This is a genomic window from Vibrio artabrorum (assembly GCF_024347295.1).
In the GTDB taxonomy this organism is placed as follows: domain Bacteria; phylum Pseudomonadota; class Gammaproteobacteria; order Enterobacterales; family Vibrionaceae; genus Vibrio; species Vibrio artabrorum.
The window spans coordinates 388,308-407,245 of record NZ_AP025459.1; the positions used below are offsets into that span (position 1 = coordinate 388,308).

Below are 18,938 nucleotides of genomic sequence, written 5' to 3' on the forward strand. Positions count from 1 at the left end.
GTGAATCGCCTCCGATAAACAAAATAGACCAATACTTATATAGGAAAATGCACAATGAAAAAAACTATATTATCCCTATTGATTTCAGGTTTAGTCGTGTCCCCAATGGTTTTAGCAATGGCTCCGAATACCGATTTAAATTTAATGCCGTATCCCCAAACTGTCGAGCTGCAAGCTGGGCAAGTTAAGGTCGACGGTCATTTTAAGGTTTACATCAAAGGCTTTAACTCTGATCGCGTTGAGTTCACGGCAAAACGCTTTATTGATCGCCTTCAGCGTCAGACGGGTGTGCCAATTTTAAATTGGCAAGTCGATAGCGCGGATGAAGCTAACTTGATCATTGATATCGACGCGGCGCCAAAGTCTGAAGTACAGAACATCGACTCTGTAGAGTCCTACAAAATTACCACTCAGGGTGAACAAATTACGCTGAGCGCACCAAGCCCATACGGCGCTATTCACGGCATAGAAACCCTTTTACAGCTCGTTGAAACGACGGCGACTGGCTACCATATTCCTGCCGTAACCATTGTCGATCAGCCTCGTTTTCGCTGGCGTGGTGTTTCTTACGATACTTCACGTCACTTCATTAAATTTGATGTGTTGATTCGTCAGTTAGATGCGATGGCGTCGGCGAAGATGAACGTGTTCCATTGGCACTTCTGGGACGATCAAGGCATTCGCATTCAAACTGAATCATGGCCACGTTTGTGGTCTGAAACCGCCGATGGTAACTACTACACTAAAGACCAAGTACGCTATTTAGTGGAATATGCGCGCAATCTCGGTATTCGTGTGATACCAGAGGTCTCTTTGCCGGGTCATTCCTCTGCTGTTGCTCATGCTTATCCACGTTTGATGTCTGGTGCTGAGGGCCAAAGTTATGACCAAGAGCGTGGTTGGGGGGTGTTTGAACCATTAATGGATCCACTGAACCCAGAGCTCTATGAAATGCTGGGTGATGTGTTTGATGAACTGACTGAGTTGTTCCCGGATGAGTACTTTCACATTGGTGGCGATGAGCCGAATTATTCGCAGTGGAAAAACAGCGAAAGGCATCAGCGGTTCATTGAAGAAAATAACATTGATGGCGAGCGTGGTTTACAGTCCTACCTCAATGTGAAAGTTGAGAAGATGCTCGAAGCGCGCGGAAAGAAAATGACGGGTTGGGATGAGATTTGGCATAAAGATTTGCCAACATCTATCGTGATTCAAAGTTGGCAAGGGCATGACAGTATCGGCCGTGCGGCGAAAGAGGGCTATCCAGGGATTTTGTCTACAGGCTACTACCTAGACCAACCTCAGCCGACGAGCTATCACTATCGCAATGATCCGATGCCAAGCGGTATTACGGTCGACGATAAGCTGCACAATGGTGAGACATTTGTGACTTACCAATGGCAAATGCCTCGTTCTAAAGGCAGTCCGCGTAAGGGAACACTTACTATCATTGAGGCAAAAGATGGCACTTTTCGCGCGTTCAGTGATTACAATGGCAAGTCTCGAGAAGAGATTTACATTCTTGATTATGTGCCGGGTAAAACCTTTATTGGTCACTTCGATAACTTCATGTCGTACACCGAGTTCAACCTAAACCTGAATCCTAAGGGTTTTGCTGAAGGCAGTTACCAATTGATCGGTAATGTGCGTTGGCCAACCACAGGAGAAGTGATTGCGAGCAGTGATATCAAAGGCGGTGTCATTCCAGAGCCGAATGGCGGTTATCCTGCTGAACTGACCGATAAAGAAAAAGAGCTGATTTTAGGTGGCGAGATCACTATGTGGCTCGAGAACAAAGACAGCGACACCGTCGAAAATTACCTATGGCCGCGTAGCTACGCGATTGCAGAGCGCTTCTGGTCTGATGCGCAATTGACGGACGAGCGTAGCATGTATAAGCGCATGAAGGTGATGGACACCTGGTCTGAAGTGTCGGTTGGGCTGCGCCATCATGCGGACGCCGATATGCTATTAAAACGCATTGCGAAAGGGCAAGATATTCATAACCTGCGTGTGCTCGCGAAATACACTGAGCCTGCACAGTACTATGCGCGCAACTGGGAGAAGTGGAACTCGACCGATCCTAAAGGGACTTTATATAGCCAATACGAGCGCTTAAATCGCTTCGTTGATGCCTTGCCCGTTGAAAGCTATGCCGTTTATGAGATGCAAGATTTGGTGAATGAATTCGCGACCGGTAACCAACAAGCGCTTAATAAGCTGACTCAGCATTATCAACAAGTAAAATCGGCCGCCCTTGAAGCTAAAACCGTTTTCGCTGGCAATGTGTCTTCAGTTGATACCGTGGTTGTTGCACAAAAAACCATTGAAGTCGCAGATTTGGCGTTAACCTTGATTGCTAAAGCACAAGCGGGAGAAAAAATTCGAGCATCAGAGGTGAATGCCTACCAAGCGATGCTGTCTGACTCTGCGAAGATCTACGACGAGTCGATCATCGCGATTGTTCGCCCTACAGAGTTGTTGCTGAAGCGGCTTGGTGATGAATAAGGGAACCGTTGAGTGTATGAAAGCTAGCTAGATAATAAGTTACGCGCCAACAATAAATGAAAACCGCCAGATATCGGCGGTTTTTAGTCTCTGGTATCCGTTCATATTTTAAAAAAAGTATAGGTTGTTTCGAACTATCCAAATGATACAGAGCAAGCGTGAAAGTCATAATCTTAAGCTGGGTTGCTGCAATCTGCCTGTATGTCTTGGTTTATCATGGATACAGATGGGCGTTGGCGGCTAATTACTGTTTTTTACCGCCAACTTGAACATAGTCGATACCGATAATACGGTTCATGATTCCCATTACAGAGCTCGTATCAGAGTTTGTTGAGTGAATTGTATCAACGGTCGCCCCTTCTGGCACTAATGCCATTACACGATCTTGGGTGTTCCCCGGAACTTGAAAACCGACAATGTTAAAACTCTCAGCATGCGCTGTGTAAACGTCTTCGTTGTGGCTAATGCCTGAACAACCTGCAAGTGAGATAACGCCTAAAACACATAATAACTTTTTCATAAAAATACCTTAAGAATGATGAGAGTGTCGATATCAAGCGAATGGCGGAAATGGCTAACAAAGTGAGAGTTAACGAATCATCCGCCGAGCATTCATAACAAGCCATAAACGACAGTGCCATGTTTATCTAGACTCTAAAAGTAGATTGGGAGACAGCATCTCCCGACCGATGTTGAACATTATTCCAGAGGTGTTTTGTGGTTACTGTATGGGTTTGTCAGCTGAATCTTTACATAGTGGAAAGGTCATCGTGAATACGGCCCCTTTGAGTGTGTGGCTTTGTCCAACCTCTACCGTTGCACCGTGTTGTGCGCAGATTTTGTCTACGATAGAAAGGCCCAAACCATGACCACTTTTGGCCTTATTACGCGCTTTGTCACCAACATAAAAGGGGTCGAACAGGCGAGCTTGGTGTTCTTGTGCCACGCCATCACCATCATCGTGCACCGCTATATATATCTGATCACGATGCAAGGTTGCTACAATCGACACCTGTGAACGAGCGAATTTCATCGCGTTACGTACTAGGTTATTTAAGGCGCGGTTAAGCAGCGTTTCATCAGCCGATATTAAAATTGCGCGAGGTGGTTCTGGTAGTGATAGCTCTATGTTGAGCTCTGTGTCTTTGTTCCAGCGTGCCATCGAGTGCTCAAGAAAGTCTCTTACCTCTAAGGGCTGCTGTCGGTTTGCGAGGTCAATGCTATCAAGTTTGGCGTAACACAACAGTTCGTCGACCATCTTTTCCATCTCTTCCGTATCTTCCACAATACTTTCAACGGTGTCTTGTTGCGACTCATTAAGCGGTGTGTCTTTGAGCATTTCAGCTTGCCATTGGATGCGAAATATAGGGGTACGTAATTCATGAGCGACCGCATTGGTGAGTGAGCGATTGCTCTCAACTAAGTGATGAATTCTGTCGGCCATCAGGTTGAAGGATTTGTTGAGAGACCCGATAGCACTGCCGCCTGATGTCTCAGCTCTCGAAGAGAGGACCCCTTCAGCGAAGCGCAGTGTGACAGTTTCGAGCTTTTTAACTCGACGAAAAATAATCACGAGATGGCCCACGCCGTAAATAATAAAACTGGCTAAGAAGAATGCCCAGATAAGGTTATCTTCAAGCTCTATCTTCTGTCGAACCAGTGTTTCGTCATTGGGGAGGTAGTGATAGATGTTATTGCTGTTAGATAAGCGAAACCAGAGGTTTCGATTTTCATCATGAAAGATAAAGCAAGTCGGATGACTGCTGAAGAATTCAGAAACTGGAGTCGGTATTTTATCATTCGGGCTGAAAGTCTCCAATGTATTAAGAGTCGTGTCAACGAACTGAGCCATTGCTTGATGAGCTGCTTCAAGCCCTTGATTTTTAGAGATGTTCTCTATGAGTTGTTGATGAGCCGTCGCTTCGTAATCTTGCAACACATATTCATAGTCCGTATTGAGTTGATAAACAGTAATCTGGTAGGCTGCAAGTCCAGTAATAAAGCAGAGTAATAAGCCTAGTAGGGACTCTAAATAGATACGTCGCATAATCACTCTCTTTCATTACGCTCGTATTGAGCGAGGTTAATGCCATGCGGTTGAAACAAATAAGTAACCTTTGCTACGAATCGTCTGAATTTTCTCTGCCGGCGTACTATCATCGCCAAGTATTTTCCTTAGGCGTACGACTTTATTGTCTATTGTTCGGTCGATACCGTCATACTCAATACCACGCAGTGTTTGAGTCAAATAGTCACGTGATAACGGAGTGTCTGGGTTACTTGCTAATAGCCAAAGCAGGTCAAATTCACTGTCAGTCACTGATAAAATGGTACCTGAAAGCTCACATTTCTTGTAGGTGTTTCTCAAAACCAGTTTGCCAAAATGAAGAGTGTCTGAGTCGTCGACTGAAGTCGTCTCAGTGTCTTGGCGGCGTAATAGCGAGCGAACTCTGGCCAGCAGAACTCTTGGCTTGATTGGTTTGGTAACATAGTCATCAGCGCCTGTCTCTAAACCTGCGACATGGTCAAAATCATCATCGCTGGCGGTGAGCATCAAGATTTTACCTTTGAAGTGGGTACGCGTCTGTCGGCAAATTGTCAGTCCATCAGTGACAGGGAGCATTAAATCCAGCAGTACGATATCGGGCTGTTCCGCGAGAATAGTTTGAGTGGCATTACTGCCATCATCTAGGGCCAAAACATCAAAATTTTGAATGACAAAGTAGTCTTGCAACATTTTCTGAAGCTTTCGGTCGTCTTCAACGATGATCATTTTAGGTTTTGTCATTCCATTATCAGCCTTATCGTGCGTTTCACTTATTGAGATTACGTGAGGGAGCACTATTGAGTGGTTAGCTATTATGACATATCCCATTTGCATGCTTCACGTAAATGATTAAATACTTTCTACGCCAGTTCAATGATGATTTTACATGAATGGGAGAATAAAAAAACAACGTTCAGAAAGCCCGTACATACTATTATATTCTATTATATTCCCACAGCGGATAGATCAAATGCTTATAAATACGGCTTCATTACACGTATTGAGTAGCTTAGGCTCAGGTTAATATTTGATATGATATTGGCAGGTTGGTGATGACTTTGTTGTAGCCAACCTTTTTTCATTCCGTGATTTGATGCAGACAGTCCCAACCCTCGCGTATCTGATTCTAACTCGAGTCATATTCGGGTTTGCTATTGTTCCTGGCGTAATCTCGACCATTATTTACCGACAACATCTCGCTTTTTCTTACCTTATTCGCTACTTTAAGACTGAATATCGCTACTCATTGTACAAAAGTGTTGCCATGCGCAAATTCAGAAGCATATAAAAGATTGAGAATAGTATGAACATCAGTACAATGCGGAAAAATCAATGAAGTAATTTCTCAATTTACAGTGTAATTCGAGTACACCTGATGTAAATAATCAGGACATTTCATCGCTTCGACGCTGTAAAGCCATTCACCGTATATTAGTACAAAGGTCTGTATCTTGGACAAACATGACGAAATCCTGGTCGCTATTCGCCAAATTATTCGCGCTATCGATTTACACTCGAAAAAGTTGAGTAAAGAGTATGGTTTGACTGGCCCTCAATTAATTTTAATGAGAGCAATCCAAGAGATGGGTAATGTGACGATCAAAGAGTTGTCTAATCAAACTAATGTAAGCCAAGCGACCACGACGACCATCATCGATCGTCTAGAGTTAAATGGCTATGTACAACGAGTACGCAGTGAGTCAGATCGACGCAAAGTACATGCAAATTTGACTGAAAAAGGCCAAGAGTTGTTGAGTCATGCGCCACCACCGTTGCAAGATAACTTCGTGAAAAAATTTCAAAACCTTGAGCCGTGGGAGCAAAGCCTACTGCTCTCTTCAATGCAACGTGTGTCATCAATGATGAATGCGGAAGACATTGATGCCGCGCCAGTTCTTCAGCTTGAAGGGATTGCCAACGTTGCTAAGAACTAACGTTTAACTGGTTCAGTTAGACAATGGTGAATGAACATTAAATGGTCGCATTGAGCGGCCATTTTTGATCTCAATGACAGATAATCCTAGTTCATGCCCTCATGTATTGTATACCCTCTCAAGCTTTCACTAAGAAGCATAACTTTTTTCAAGATAGGCGCATGCTATAAAACGAAAATAACAACCTTAAAATGCTTGTTTGGTGCCTTAAAATAGCTAAATCGAGGTGATTTAAGTTGCTGTTTTTGTTGGTTTTTAATTTAGTGTTTTCTTGAGATCGTAATGATAGTCTTAGCTTAATTTCTTTAGGGGGCTAAATGGACACTAATAACAGCACTTATCATCACCACAGTTTTGCTGAGCAAGACTTATCAGAGCTTACATTTACAGCCTGTACGTTTATCCGTTGTGATTTCAGACGTTCGAACTTGCGTGATACAACGTTTATTAACTGTAAGTTTATTGAACAAGGCGACATTGAGGGATGCCACTTTGATGTTGCCGACTTACGAGATGCAAGCTTTCAGAATTGCCAGTTGGCGATGGCGAATTTCAGTAATGCGAACTGCTATGGTATTGAGCTACGTGAATGCGACTTGAAAGGGGCGAACTTTACTCGTGCTAACTTTGCTAATCAGGTAAGTAATCGAATGTATTTTTGCTCAGCGTATATTACGGGCTGTAACCTGTCTTACGCCAACTTGGAGCAAGCTTGTTTAGAGAAGTGCGAGTTGTTTGAGAACCGTTGGATAGGTACTTACCTTGGCGGCGCGTCACTGAAAGAGTCTGATCTCAGCCGGGGTGTGTTCTCAGAAGACGTATGGGGGCAATTCAGCATGCAAGGTGCTAATTTATGTCATGCTGAATTAGAGGGGTTAGATCCTCGTAAGGTCGATACATCTGGAATTAAAATTGTCGCTTGGCAGCAAGAGCAACTGCTTGAAACGATGGGAATCGTCGTGATTCCGGAGTAACTTGTTCGTTTTTTGATTGATTACATAACGTCAATAACCAAAACAAAGCCCAAAGCCAACAACTTTGGGCTTTTGCATATAGGATCTCTGACGCTGAACGGAGTTATCTGATAAGCAGCATGATACTAAAGATGTTTGGTATGCGAGATGACTTGTAACTGAGTTACATTTTTAGATGGGTTGAGTTTCATACGGGATCTTGGTCACTGATTTGAGAGTGATTTATAATTAATTTGATGATTTTAAACCTAGTGCCAATCACAAATTAATCATGGTCAATATCTGTAATTAGATCTAAATCTCATTTATTGTATTTTTAATTAATCATAAAATTGAGTGGCTGATCAAATTTATGGTATTGATTTGTAGTTAATTATAAATTTGTAATTAATTTTCATTTTAAATGTGTGAGGTAGATTCTAACTTATCATTTGACAGTGATATTTAGGTGATCTGTATCTCATTTTGTTGCTATTTCTCTATTCACTCACTTCCATTGATAATAATCCCAACAACAACGAACCAAGAATAACTGGGATATATTATGCTTTATGACCTTATTGACCACGATTTAATTGATGTCATTAACCACTCTGAATATAAGTGGGAAGATGCAGTTAAAGAAACGACACGTTATTTGCAAGACAAAGGTTACGTTACCGATAACTATGCTAATGCGATCATTCAGTCAACGCATGATAATGGACCTTATTATGTTCTTTGTCCAGGCATTGCGATGCCCCATGCTCGCCCAGAAGAAGGTGTTCTAAAGACGGGATTAGGTATCCATGTTTTTTCAACCCCAGTTGATTTCGGTTCAGAAATGGGACCAGCGAATGTCTTATTAACATTAGCTGCAAAGGATTCAGATACACACATCGAGGTTATTCAAGCACTTAGCGAAATGCTAGTCGATGAAGAAAATATTGCCAAGCTGGCGGCTTCATCTTCAAAAGCTGACGTACTTGAAATTATTAAAAGTTACTAAGAATAACCTTTGAAAATAAGGAAGATACCGTGTCTACAAATATAAGAGCTAAAGTGCAATCTTTTGGTGGTCATCTGACCGCGATGGTATTGCCAAATATTGGAGCCTTCATCGCATGGGGCTTTATTACCGCATTATTTATTCCAACGGGTTGGATGCCTAACGAATATTTTGGTGAATTAGTGGGCCCGATGATCACTTATTTACTTCCTTTGCTTATCGGCTATACCGGCGGTCAAATTGTCGGGGATAAACGCGGCGCGGTTGCTGGTGCAATCGGTACAATGGGGGTTATCGCTGGCGCTGAGATTCCAATGTTTGTGGGTGCAATGATTATGGGGCCACTGAGTGGCTGGGTGATTGTTCAAATCGACAAGCGTTTACAAAACAAGATCCCTTCTGGTTTCGAGATGGTGGTTAACAACTTCTCGCTAGGCATCTTTGGTATGTTGATGTGTCTATTTGCTTACGCGATTGTTGGTCCAGCAGTCACTGCTGCGAATCTATTCGTTAAGTCTGGCATCGAAGCCTTAGTTGCTACGGGCTTTCTCCCGTTATTGGCTATTATCAACGAGCCCGCAAAGGTACTGTTTCTCAATAACGCGATTGACCAAGGTATCTATTACCCACTTGGTTTACAGGCGGCCGCAGAAACGGGTAAATCAATATTCTTCATGGTGGCATCTAACCCAGGTCCAGGCTTAGGTATGCTATTGGCTTATGCTAAATTTGGCGAAGGTTTAAGCAAAAAGTCTGCACCCAGCGCCATTATCATCCACTTCTTCGGTGGTATCCATGAGCTGTACTTCCCATATGTACTAATGAAACCAATCATGATTGTCGCAATGATTGCAGGTGCAGCGACAGGTATCGCAACATTCAACCTACTTGATGGTGGTTTAGTTGCGGGTCCAAGTCCTGGTTCTATCTTCTCTTACTTAGCTCTAACGCCTCGTGGTAGCTTCTTTGCCACTATCGCAGGTGTCACATCTGCAACCGTAGTTTCGTTTTTAGTGGCGAGTGCTATCTTGAAAATGAGCAAGAAAGAGCAATCAGAAGACGAATTTGAGCAGTCAATCTCTGATATGAAAGAGATGAAAGCGGAGGGGACAGTAACCAAAGGTGTGGCTCAGGCTTCAACAGAACAGTCGGTAAAAGCAATCAAATTTGTTGCTTTTGCATGTGATGCAGGGATGGGCTCAAGCGCAATGGGGGCATCCACTTTCAAACGCAAATTAGAAAAAGCTGGCTATGACGTTCAAGTGAAGCATTTCGCCATCGAAAATGTACCGAGTGAGGCTGATGTGGTGGTGACTCACGAAAGCCTTGAGAATCGAGCTATCAAAGCGACAGGGCTACCCGTTGTCACGATTAAGAACTTCTTACATGATCCAGCATTAGACACTCTAATGAACACCATCGGTCAACAAGCCTAATTTAAATTTTGGGTCCACTCTGTGGGCCCACTCTCGGAGATAAAATTATGACTCAAACTACTGCTGCCGTTATCTGTGGTGAAAACGATGTTCGACTTAGAACGTTCGATTTACCTGCCATTTCTGATGATGAATTATTGGTTAAAAACATCTCAAATAGCATCTGTCTTTCTACTTATAAAGCGGCGTTGCTAGGAAGCAATCACAAGCGTGTACCCGAAGATATTGCGGAAGTACCTGTGATAACAGGCCATGAGTATGCGGGTGTTATAGTACAAGTGGGCGCTAACTTACAAGGGCGTTTCAAGGCAGGGGAACCGTTTGTGTTACAGCCTGCCATGGGGCTTCCAACAGGCTATTCGGCAGGTTACAGTTACGAAACGTTTGGCGGTAATGCAACGTACTCCATTATCCCCCAAATCGCTATCGACTTAGGTTGTGTTCTTCCATACAGTAGCTCTTACTATGCGAATGCCTCTCTAGCTGAACCCATGTCGTGCATTATTGGTGCATTTCACGCAAGTTACCATACAACGCCCTACGTTTATGAACATCAAATGGGTATCAAAGAGGGAGGGGCGCTTGCACTGTTAGCTTGTGCAGGCCCAATGGGGATCGGTGCAATTGATTACGCAATTAATGGCCCTGTTAAACCTAGTCGCATTGTCGTCACTGACATTGATGAGGCGCGTTTAGAGCGAGCTGAGAGCTTAATCCCTGTCTCAAAAGCTGCAGAGAACGGTATTGAACTTTTTTATGTGAATACGGCAAAGTTAGAGGATCCCGTAACTCATCTTAAACAGTTAAACGGCGGTAAGGGGTATGATGATGTGATGGTATATGCTGCTGTCGCTCAAGTACTTGAACAAGCGGACGAGCTACTCGGTAATGATGGTTGTTTAAACTTTTTTGCGGGTCCAACAGACAAGCAATTCAAAGTGCCATTTAATTTTTACAATGTTCACTATGAAGCCACTCACATCGTGGGAACATCGGGTGGCTCGAAGGGTGATATGGTCGAATCTATTGAGCTTTCTGCAGCGAATAAGATTAACCCTTCATTTATGCTTACCCATGTTGGTGGGCTGGAAGCGGCGCCACATACGATCCTAAATCAGCTAGATATTCCGGGTGGTAAGAAGATGATCTATCCGCACATTAACTTACCGCTGACAGCGATTGATCAATTCCATACCTTAGCTGATCAATCCCCGTTCTTTTTGGAATTGGATGAAATCTTAAAAACCAACAATTACGTTTGGAATGAACAAGCGGAAAAGGCACTATTGGAATTTTATGATGTGAGCCTAACTAGCTAATATAGTTAACTATTGTGGTGGCTCTACGGCCACCACAACGTCGTGAGGTAATGGATATTTTATTGCAAGACAAATTATTAGATGCGTTGGAAGAGTGCGAAAACGCGACCTGTCTAATTGAAGTCTCTAATAAACTAATAAACAAAAAACTTCAAAAGCTATTGCCGAAAGTGTTCGTTCAAGACGCTTTAGTTATGGAGTACGCTGTGGTGCCTCTTTTAAAAGAAGATGGCCCTTTGGTGACCACCGATGTTGCGTCAAAACTGATGTTTGCGATGGGTAAGATTACGCTCCAAACTTACGCTGATATTGGCTTATTTGACCAAATGTATGATTACACCAGTAAACACTCTCAAGCGATCCTGTTTGATGACGATATGGTGTATGACTTCATCAGTAATCAGTCCCACCTTGCCAAGGGGCAAGACAGCTTTTATCTAGATTCAATTAACCAATTAAAATTCTCTTCGTTCGATTCGTTTTCCAAAGCACGTTATGAATCCCTCATTAAAACGGTACTTAAACTCTGTTGTGAGAACTTATTAGAAAGTATTGAGAAAGAAATATTAGGGTAAGGTGAGTATGAAAGTCTCTTTAAATGTCAGTGGTTTTGAAACAGAAGCTATATTTCCAGACAAAGATATTGAACAAATTCATAAGCCGCTCGTAGAAAGATTCACGAATCTTTTCAAACAAAAGAATGAGCGTACGATCATCTTCCTATGCGCGCCTCCAGGCAGTGGAAAATCAACATTAGCCGCTTTTTGGGAATACTTATCGCAACAAGAAGATGAGCTTGAGCCTCTACAGGTGCTCCCTTTTGATGGTTTTCACTATCCGAATGAGATCTTAGATTCTAATTACATTGAGCGTTATGGTGAACAAATCAAGCTGCGTACGATTAAAGGTTCGTATGAAACCTTCAACTTGACGTCGCTTATTGACAAGCTCAAACAACTCAAAGTGAAAGATCCTAAATGGCCGTACTATGATCGGAACCTGCACGATCCTGTTGATGATGCGATGACGGTAGATAAAGAGATCGTTGTGATTGAAGGCAATTGGTTGTTATTGAATGAACCCGTTTGGAATGGGTTACATGAGTTGGCGGATTTCACTATCTTTATTGACACCGACGCTCAATTCCTTGAAGAGCGTCTGGTAAACCGTAAGGTGCGTGGTGGCTCAACGTTGGAAGAAGCGGTTGAGTTCTATAGACATTCAGACTCAAGAAACGTTGATAAAGTACTAGATCACTCGATTCCTGCAGATCTTACGCTTTACATGAACCAAGACGGTTCTTTTCAAATTAAATGATCGATATCTAGGAGGTCATGATGGAGATTGTCGTTGACAGCCATACGCATACACTCGCCAGTGGTCATGCCTACAGCACCATTATTGAAAATGCACTGGCATCAAAAAATAAGGGGTTAAAGCTTCTTTGTACAACGGATCATGCTCCTGAAATGCCAGGAGCCCCCCACTACTGGTTTTTCAATAATCAAAGAATTTTGCCCCGCTTTCTTCATGGTGTCGGTATCTTGCGCGGTGTTGAAGCGAATACGCTAAATATCTCAGGAGAGCTCGATCTTCCACCTTCTTCTTTCCAACACCTAGATTGGGTGATTGCGAGCTTGCATGAACCCGTATTCAAGCCATCGACGCAACAAGAACATACACAGGCATTAATGAATGTCATTAAGAGCGGTAACGTTGATGTGCTGGGGCATTTAGGGAATCCCAACTACAAGTTCGATATCGAAGCCGTTCTTCAGTGCGCCAAAGATCATAATGTAGCGATTGAAGTGAATAATACATCACTGACGGGCAAGAGCCGGCAAGGCAGTGATGTACGATGCTCAAAAATTGTCGAGATCGGCAAGCGAGCCGGCGTTTACTTTTCTACTGGTTCAGATGCGCATTTCTGTGAAGAGATTGCGCGTTTGGATCTTGTAAAAGCATTACTTGAAAAGCACGGCATTGCAGAAGACAAAATAATCACCACCTCAACATCCCGCTTTTTAAATTTTTTACTGTTGCGTGGTAAGAATCGAATTGAAGAGTTTTCACACTTATATTAAGCATGTTGGTGAGTGATTACGGATATAAAAAAGCTTAAAGCTTGTTAGATGTCCAGTGGCTGTGGAATGGGTTTCATTTATTTATCAGGGAGAGTTTTTAATTTGAGATCACGGTAATCTTGTCAATTGTTTTGTCTGATATACTTAATGCTTATTCGGTAAAGATTATGGAGATACTATGTCGAAAACGGCTAAGATCATCAATGAAGATAAGCTAGTGAAAAAAGCCGTTGAGGTCGGTTTTAAAATGGCAAAATTACAAGGTTTTGATTTGCCACATTCCTCTCAACCGATAAAGGTTAAAGCGGTGTATTTGTTTCTTGTTGAAGTCAATCAGATCACGCCGTTACCCGATAATAAGCTTGATGGAGCTAACATTAAAAAGCGTTTGGCATTATGGATTCATAAGGCACTGCCGGACAATGACCCGCTAAAATAAAGAGGTTTGGAATACTGGTGCAGCTTACTTGATTTGAATTGGTGACTGACAACCTTTCCTCTAATCTCACTTATTATTTTGATGTACGAAAGCCTAGCGATCACTCGCTAGGCTTTTTAGTGTTCGGGATGTGCTTTATTGGTAATGTGCTGATTGTCTTGATTTTAGCTTTTTGTTCCCAGTCTCTTTTGTTTAATTATTAAGTCTAAATTGCTTGTACTGGTTTTGTTGGCTCTGAAGTTTCTCCAGGGCTTGAGCCATCGTTTGTCATGCGGTCATATTTCTCGGTTAAGTGATCTTGAATCTTTTGGTGGTATGCGCCGTTCAGTTTGTAGAAGCGGAAGTAGATGATTAACGCAATGACAAAGAAGAAAGCCGGTAGGCCAACCATGATGCATTGCATACCGAATACGGTTTCAGGGCTTTGCGTTACGTTGGGCACATAGTCAACCGCGGTGAGGGCGATGCCGATAAAGAAAGCGGTAAATGCTGAACCTGCTTTTACCACCAAGGTTTGCAGTGAGTAAGCGATACTTTCACAACGAGAATCCAGTTTAAACTCACGGTAATCGACCGTGTCTGTCACCATAATCACATTCAATACCCAGAACAGAGCGGTACCGATTTGTAGGAAGACGCCTGCCGTTGATATCAGCAGAATGCTTTGTTTGTCATATATGGTTTGATATAGGTTCACGGAATTATGCAAAAAAAAACAAAAAAATACGTAATAGTGTGAATTTAGTTCAAGAAAACTTTATTTGAAAATCTAATTAAGCAACAAGTCAAATTAAATATTGTAACATAATGTTTCTCTTGTCCTTTGTTAATTCAGATTGGTTTCATGTTAAAACGCAATATAAAATTCATGTTTTTTGTACATTGTTATTCTCCTCTCTCTCAATCGAACAGTATTGATTAATATCATCAATGGGGTACGAACTTAGATAATGATTTAACTGGTTGGAAGTCTGGAATTGGCTATCCAACGGATGTTTACTACGTATCTAGTAAATAAATTGTATTAATTCAAAACTGATCTGGCAGTTACCCACTTTAAACTTGATAACTGTCAGATACGTGGTTTAAGGGCATCTTATCGAAGAGGCGTAATTTAATTATGAAACAAATCCAATAGTAGATTGTGTCTTGGGATATGCCATCTACCGTTAAAAAATATAAACATATGAAATTATTTTATGGAAAGTAAGTCATGACTTGGATAAAGACAGCGATAGCATGCGGTGTTTTGGGATTTTTAAATGTAACTATCGCGTCAGAAATACCTGATTTTTCACTTGGTGTACAAAGTGGATATCAAATTTCAAAAGATCAAGCCTACAGTTACACAGACCCTAAAGGTGCGATAGTAGGGATATACGGAGGCTTATATTTTTTTGATGCGTGGGAGATGAATATAGGATATCAATATCATGGAAACCTCGATGCATCAGGCACTTCTGTTCAAGTTAAAACGCAACTTTTGAGATCAACGTTAGGCTATAATTGGCCTCTGTGGGAAAATATCGATATTTACGGAAAAATAGGACTTTCATACTGGCTTCTTGATAAGAGTCGTCAATCTTACTTTATAGTGAATAAAGATGGGTTTTCACCTTTGGGTGAAGTCGGATTTCAGTATAACTTGAACTCTCAAGTTAAAATCGGACTCGGGTATCAATATATTGATGGTATAGGGGATGCTACGATAGGAGAATATGATAGTCATTCGCTATTATTAAATCTGTCTTATAGATTTGGGCATCAAGTCGATGACCTAACGCTTCCTCAACCTATTATAAATAATAATACCTATCCAAGCAGTAACGATGATTTAATAAGCGAAGAGCCCATTGTATTTAATTTTGGTTTTGACTCGAGTATGATAAATATTGCGAGTGGGGCCTTCTCAGACGTTTATAAAATTATTAAAAAGGTAGAAACAAACACTCAGGTTAGTGTAACAATTACAGGTTATACAGATTCGGTCGGATCTGAAAGTTATAATCAACAACTTTCAGAAAAAAGAGCTCATGCAGTGGCAACAGAACTACAAAAATTGGGGCTTCGACGTTCCCAATTACAAATTAGTGGTAAAGGCGAACAGGGTGCAGTTGCCGATAATGCCACTGATGAAGGGCGAGCAATGAATAGACGTGTGGTTGTTACTATATCTTCACCAATTAACCAATCAGATCCTAACATTTATGAATAGATTAACAAAATTTACTTTATTTTTTATCGCGATATTCACTATAGCTAGTGGTTGTAAGTCTGAAGATATTTTTGAAGATAATACTGCAGTAACAATGATTCAGGTGACTCCTCCTATTACCAGCCTTGCTAAAGGTAACTCGACACAGCTGACGGCAACAGCGTTCTATGCAGATGGTCGTAGTAGAGATGTAACAGAAACCGTAAAGTGGCAACCAGCGGATTCAAATATTGCAACGGTGACGCCTCAAGGTCTATTGATAGGGGCTGATGCGGGAAATACCGAGGTGACTGCAAGTTTAGGTAGCGTAAGCAGTCAAGATAGTGGCAGTAAAGTTGATGTGGCGGTCTCTAACGCAGTATTGACGGAAATACACCTTACGCCGCCGCAAGTATCGATTCCGAAAGGAACGACGAAGCAGCTCGGGGCACAGGGTCTATACAGCGATGGTCATTCTCACAATTTGACGCAATCGGTGTCATGGCAATCAACGGATCCAAATATAGCTAGGGTGACGTCTCATGGTTTATTGATAGGGGCTGATGCGGGAAATACCGAGGTGACTGCAAGTTTAGGTAGCGTAAGCAGTCAAGATAGTGGCAGTAAAGTTGATGTGGCGGTTTCTAATGCAGTATTGACGGAAATACTCCTTACGCCGCCGCTAGTATCGATCCCGAAGGAAACGACGATGCAGATCAGTGCACGGGGTCTATACAGCGATGGTTATTCTCACGATTTGACACAATCGGTGTCATGGCAATCCGCGGATCCAAATATAGCTACGGTGACGCCTCAAGGCTTATTGACGGGGGCCGATGGGGGAAACACCGAGGTGACTGCGAGTTTAGGTAGCGTAAGCAGTCGAGATAGTGGGAGTAAAGTTGATGTGGCGATCTCGAATGCAGTATTGACGGAAATACACCTTACGCCGCCGCTAGTATCGCTCCCGAAAGAAACGACGAAGCAGCTCAGTGCACAGGGCCTATACAGTGATGGTCACTCTTATGATTTGACGCAGTCAGTGTCATGGCAACCAGCGGCTCCAAATATTGCAACGGTGACACCTCAAGGTTTATTGACAGGGGTAGTTGCGGGGAATACCGAGGTGACTGCAAGTTTAGGTCGCGTAAGCAGTCGAGATAGTAGCAGTAAAGTTAATGTGGCGATCTCGAATGCAGTATTGACGGAAATACATCTTACGCCGGCGCAAGTATCGATCCCGAAAGAAACGACGAAGCAGCTCAGGGCACAGGGTGTATACAGCGATGGCTCTTCTCACGATTTGACGCAATCGGTGTCATGGCAATCAGCGGATCCAAATATTGCAACGGTGACACCTCAAGGTTTATTGACAGGAGTCGATGGGGGAAATACCGAGGTGACTGCGAGTTTAGGTAACGTAAGCAGTCAAGATAGTGGGAGTACAGTTGATGTGGCGATCTCGAATGCAGTATTGACGGAAATACATCTTACGCCGGCGCAAGTATCGATCCCGAAAGGAACGACGATGCAGCTTACGGCACAGGGTCTATACAGCGATGGTCACTCTTATGATTTGACGCAATTGGTGTCATGGCAACCAGCGGATCCAAATATTGCAACGGTGACGTCTCAAGGTTTATTGATAGGAGTAGATGCGGGGAATACCGAGGTGATCGCGAGTTTAGGTAGCGTAACCAGTCGAGATAGTGGAAGTACAGTTGATGTGGCGATCTCGAATGCAGTATTGACGGAAATACACCTTACGCCAGCTTCGACGTCGTTGATAGTAGGCAGTACTTCGCAGCTAATTGCTATGGGTACATATAGTGACAAGAGTCAGAAAAATATTACATCTGAAGTGTTGTGGCAGAGCGCACAACCAAGGATTGCTACTGTGACTCAAGGTGGTGGTTTAGTTACAGGGGTAGCAGACGGAACAGCAACGATATCAGCGATAAAAGGAACTGTGGTAAGCAGTAACACTGCCGGTATTTCAGTACAGAATGCTACTATTACAAAGTTGTCTCTTGAGATTGGGCCGAACAATACCTTACGCAATTTTGCAATTGGTTTTGTTGGAGATATGAGTCCTGAGTTTAGAGTGATGGCGGAGCTCTCTAATGGAAATAAGATCAATGTCACTTCTTCGGCGGTTATTAGTTTATTAAATTGTCCTAACTGTGGTTCTGTAAATAAAGTATCCGATTATTTTAAGATCAATTTTCTAGCTCAAGGCGTCGTAAATGTACATGCTATATATCATGGAAAATATGCCACAAGTAACAATATAACGGTTATTAATCGCATTGATAAGTTAACAAGAGAAAACGTTGAAAGTACCATCGATCTATTAGTTCAATCAGGCAATCCTAGGGGGTTTATCTTTTTTAATGAAAAAGACTTGGATATTGGTGGTGAGGTATACCATAGAGTAATATCATTGTCATTGACTAGTGTTTTACAACATGACGGGGGAAATAATTCCGCCACTTACTATGATGTTATAATGTCGCAAACAGTGGCTGGAATAACGACGTTGTCGCGAGCAGGAATATACGAACAATTATCAGGTGACAGTTTTGATTATGTTAGACCCTTTAGGCCGAACTATGCTTGGTTTGGAACTCTTAGGAGTATTCCATCGCCTACACCAGAAAGCATTGTTTTAGCTCAAAATTTAGATAAAATATGGGGAGAAAAGGTCGGAAATGATTACTTTAAAGCCCCAGATAGTACTACAAGGAATTGGAGTGACGCTAATCTGTATTGTCAAAATCGAAAATGGGAACTACCAGATAAAAATGAGTTAATTCAAGCTTTACGAGGTTGGAACTCAGCAGACATTGATGGTAAACATTATTGGACAAGTACACCAGATATTACAAACTTAGGTTCTACGGATTACTATGCTATTGATGATTTATCTACATCATGGACTGCAAGCTCTAAAAATGAATCAAAATTGTTTTCTGTGATATGTGTGCGTAAAAATATTTAATGGTGTAGGTGTTA

At 42.3% G+C, this 18,938-nt stretch carries 15 protein-coding genes and 1 pseudogene; 12 read left to right on the forward strand and 4 right to left on the reverse strand.

Annotated features, from left to right (window positions below):
- Positions 1–54 precede the first annotated feature (54 nt).
- A complete protein-coding gene (locus OCU36_RS15910) occupies positions 55–2,508 on the forward strand; it encodes a beta-N-acetylhexosaminidase (protein ID WP_261840514.1) in 2,454 nt (817 codons plus the stop codon).
- Positions 2,509–2,752: 244 nt separating this feature from the next.
- Here the strand turns inward: OCU36_RS15910 and OCU36_RS15915 are convergent, their stop codons facing one another.
- The 3 genes from OCU36_RS15915 to OCU36_RS15925 all read right to left on the reverse strand — a co-directional run bounded on the left by OCU36_RS15915 (position 2,753) and on the right by OCU36_RS15925 (position 5,296).
- Positions 2,753–3,028, reverse strand: a complete 276-nt coding sequence (locus OCU36_RS15915) for a hypothetical protein (RefSeq protein WP_261840515.1) — start codon at positions 3,026–3,028, stop codon at positions 2,753–2,755.
- A gap of 201 nt (positions 3,029–3,229) precedes the next feature.
- Positions 3,230–4,555, reverse strand: coding sequence for a sensor histidine kinase (locus tag OCU36_RS15920; RefSeq protein ID WP_261840516.1), 1,326 nt, complete (start codon positions 4,553–4,555; stop codon positions 3,230–3,232).
- Positions 4,556–4,591: 36 nt separating this feature from the next.
- Positions 4,592–5,296: a response regulator gene (locus tag OCU36_RS15925; RefSeq protein WP_261840517.1), complete on the reverse strand. Its 705-nt coding sequence runs from the start codon at positions 5,294–5,296 to the stop codon at positions 4,592–4,594.
- Between the two features lie 710 nt (positions 5,297–6,006).
- Here OCU36_RS15925 and OCU36_RS15935 point away from each other — a divergent pair.
- The 9 genes from OCU36_RS15935 (at position 6,007) to OCU36_RS15975 (ending at position 13,729) form a co-directional block, all read left to right on the forward strand.
- A complete protein-coding gene (locus OCU36_RS15935) occupies positions 6,007–6,489 on the forward strand; it encodes a MarR family winged helix-turn-helix transcriptional regulator (RefSeq protein WP_261840518.1) in 483 nt (160 codons plus the stop codon).
- 317 nt (positions 6,490–6,806) lie between these two features.
- The gene (locus OCU36_RS15940) at positions 6,807–7,463 is read left to right on the forward strand and encodes a QnrS family quinolone resistance pentapeptide repeat protein (RefSeq protein ID WP_261840519.1); all 657 of its coding nucleotides are present in this window, start codon (positions 6,807–6,809) and stop codon (positions 7,461–7,463) included.
- A 544-nt stretch (positions 7,464–8,007) separates the two neighbouring features.
- Positions 8,008–8,451, forward strand: a complete 444-nt coding sequence (locus OCU36_RS15945) for a PTS sugar transporter subunit IIA (RefSeq protein WP_261840520.1) — start codon at positions 8,008–8,010, stop codon at positions 8,449–8,451.
- Between the two features lie 29 nt (positions 8,452–8,480).
- A complete protein-coding gene (locus OCU36_RS15950; RefSeq protein WP_261840521.1) occupies positions 8,481–9,887 on the forward strand; it encodes a PTS mannitol transporter subunit IICB in 1,407 nt (468 codons plus the stop codon).
- A 47-nt stretch (positions 9,888–9,934) separates the two neighbouring features.
- Complete coding sequence (locus OCU36_RS15955; protein ID WP_261840522.1) at positions 9,935–11,206, forward strand: zinc-binding dehydrogenase; 1,272 nt, start codon at positions 9,935–9,937, stop codon at positions 11,204–11,206.
- A 50-nt stretch (positions 11,207–11,256) separates the two neighbouring features.
- On the forward strand, positions 11,257–11,781 hold the full coding sequence (locus OCU36_RS15960; protein WP_372067937.1) for an MltR family transcriptional regulator: 525 nt from the start codon (positions 11,257–11,259) through the stop codon (positions 11,779–11,781).
- Positions 11,782–11,788: 7 nt separating this feature from the next.
- Positions 11,789–12,523, forward strand: a complete 735-nt coding sequence (locus OCU36_RS15965; protein ID WP_261840523.1) for a nucleoside/nucleotide kinase family protein — start codon at positions 11,789–11,791, stop codon at positions 12,521–12,523.
- Between the two features lie 20 nt (positions 12,524–12,543).
- Entirely contained in the window at positions 12,544–13,290 is a 747-nt protein-coding gene (locus tag OCU36_RS15970; protein WP_261840729.1) for a phosphatase, read from the forward strand.
- Between the two features lie 178 nt (positions 13,291–13,468).
- Positions 13,469–13,729: a DUF5062 family protein gene (locus OCU36_RS15975; protein WP_261840524.1), complete on the forward strand. Its 261-nt coding sequence runs from the start codon at positions 13,469–13,471 to the stop codon at positions 13,727–13,729.
- A 205-nt stretch (positions 13,730–13,934) separates the two neighbouring features.
- Here OCU36_RS15975 and OCU36_RS15980 read toward each other — a convergent pair.
- A pseudogene (locus OCU36_RS15980) lies at positions 13,935–14,438 on the reverse strand (MFS transporter); the annotation flags it as partial.
- A 504-nt stretch (positions 14,439–14,942) separates the two neighbouring features.
- Here OCU36_RS15980 and OCU36_RS15985 point away from each other — a divergent pair.
- The gene (locus OCU36_RS15985) at positions 14,943–15,944 is read left to right on the forward strand and encodes an OmpA family protein (RefSeq protein WP_261840525.1); all 1,002 of its coding nucleotides are present in this window, start codon (positions 14,943–14,945) and stop codon (positions 15,942–15,944) included.
- The gene (locus OCU36_RS15990) at positions 15,937–18,924 is read left to right on the forward strand and encodes an Ig-like domain-containing protein (protein WP_261840526.1); all 2,988 of its coding nucleotides are present in this window, start codon (positions 15,937–15,939) and stop codon (positions 18,922–18,924) included. Before OCU36_RS15985 ends, OCU36_RS15990 begins: the two co-directional genes overlap by 8 nt.
- Positions 18,925–18,938 lie beyond the last annotated feature (14 nt).

What these genes read in the sequence shown, in the direction of transcription:
- OCU36_RS15910 (WP_261840514.1), top strand. Translation starts at nt 55, where the DNA reads ATGAAAAAAACTATATTATCCCTATTGATTTCAGGTTTAGTCGTGTCC.
- OCU36_RS15915 (WP_261840515.1), bottom strand. Translation starts at nt 3,028, where the DNA reads ATGAAAAAGTTATTATGTGTTTTAGGCGTTATCTCACTTGCAGGTTGT.
- OCU36_RS15920 (WP_261840516.1), bottom strand. Translation starts at nt 4,555, where the DNA reads ATGCGACGTATCTATTTAGAGTCCCTACTAGGCTTATTACTCTGCTTT.
- OCU36_RS15925 (WP_261840517.1), bottom strand. Translation starts at nt 5,296, where the DNA reads ATGACAAAACCTAAAATGATCATCGTTGAAGACGACCGAAAGCTTCAG.
- OCU36_RS15940 (WP_261840519.1), top strand. Translation starts at nt 6,807, where the DNA reads ATGGACACTAATAACAGCACTTATCATCACCACAGTTTTGCTGAGCAA.
- OCU36_RS15945 (WP_261840520.1), top strand. Translation starts at nt 8,008, where the DNA reads ATGCTTTATGACCTTATTGACCACGATTTAATTGATGTCATTAACCAC.
- OCU36_RS15955 (WP_261840522.1), top strand. Translation starts at nt 9,935, where the DNA reads ATGACTCAAACTACTGCTGCCGTTATCTGTGGTGAAAACGATGTTCGA.
- OCU36_RS15960 (WP_372067937.1), top strand. Translation starts at nt 11,257, where the DNA reads ATGGATATTTTATTGCAAGACAAATTATTAGATGCGTTGGAAGAGTGC.
- OCU36_RS15965 (WP_261840523.1), top strand. Translation starts at nt 11,789, where the DNA reads ATGAAAGTCTCTTTAAATGTCAGTGGTTTTGAAACAGAAGCTATATTT.
- OCU36_RS15970 (WP_261840729.1), top strand. Translation starts at nt 12,544, where the DNA reads ATGGAGATTGTCGTTGACAGCCATACGCATACACTCGCCAGTGGTCAT.
- OCU36_RS15975 (WP_261840524.1), top strand. Translation starts at nt 13,469, where the DNA reads ATGTCGAAAACGGCTAAGATCATCAATGAAGATAAGCTAGTGAAAAAA.
- OCU36_RS15985 (WP_261840525.1), top strand. Translation starts at nt 14,943, where the DNA reads ATGACTTGGATAAAGACAGCGATAGCATGCGGTGTTTTGGGATTTTTA.
- OCU36_RS15990 (WP_261840526.1), top strand. Translation starts at nt 15,937, where the DNA reads ATGAATAGATTAACAAAATTTACTTTATTTTTTATCGCGATATTCACT.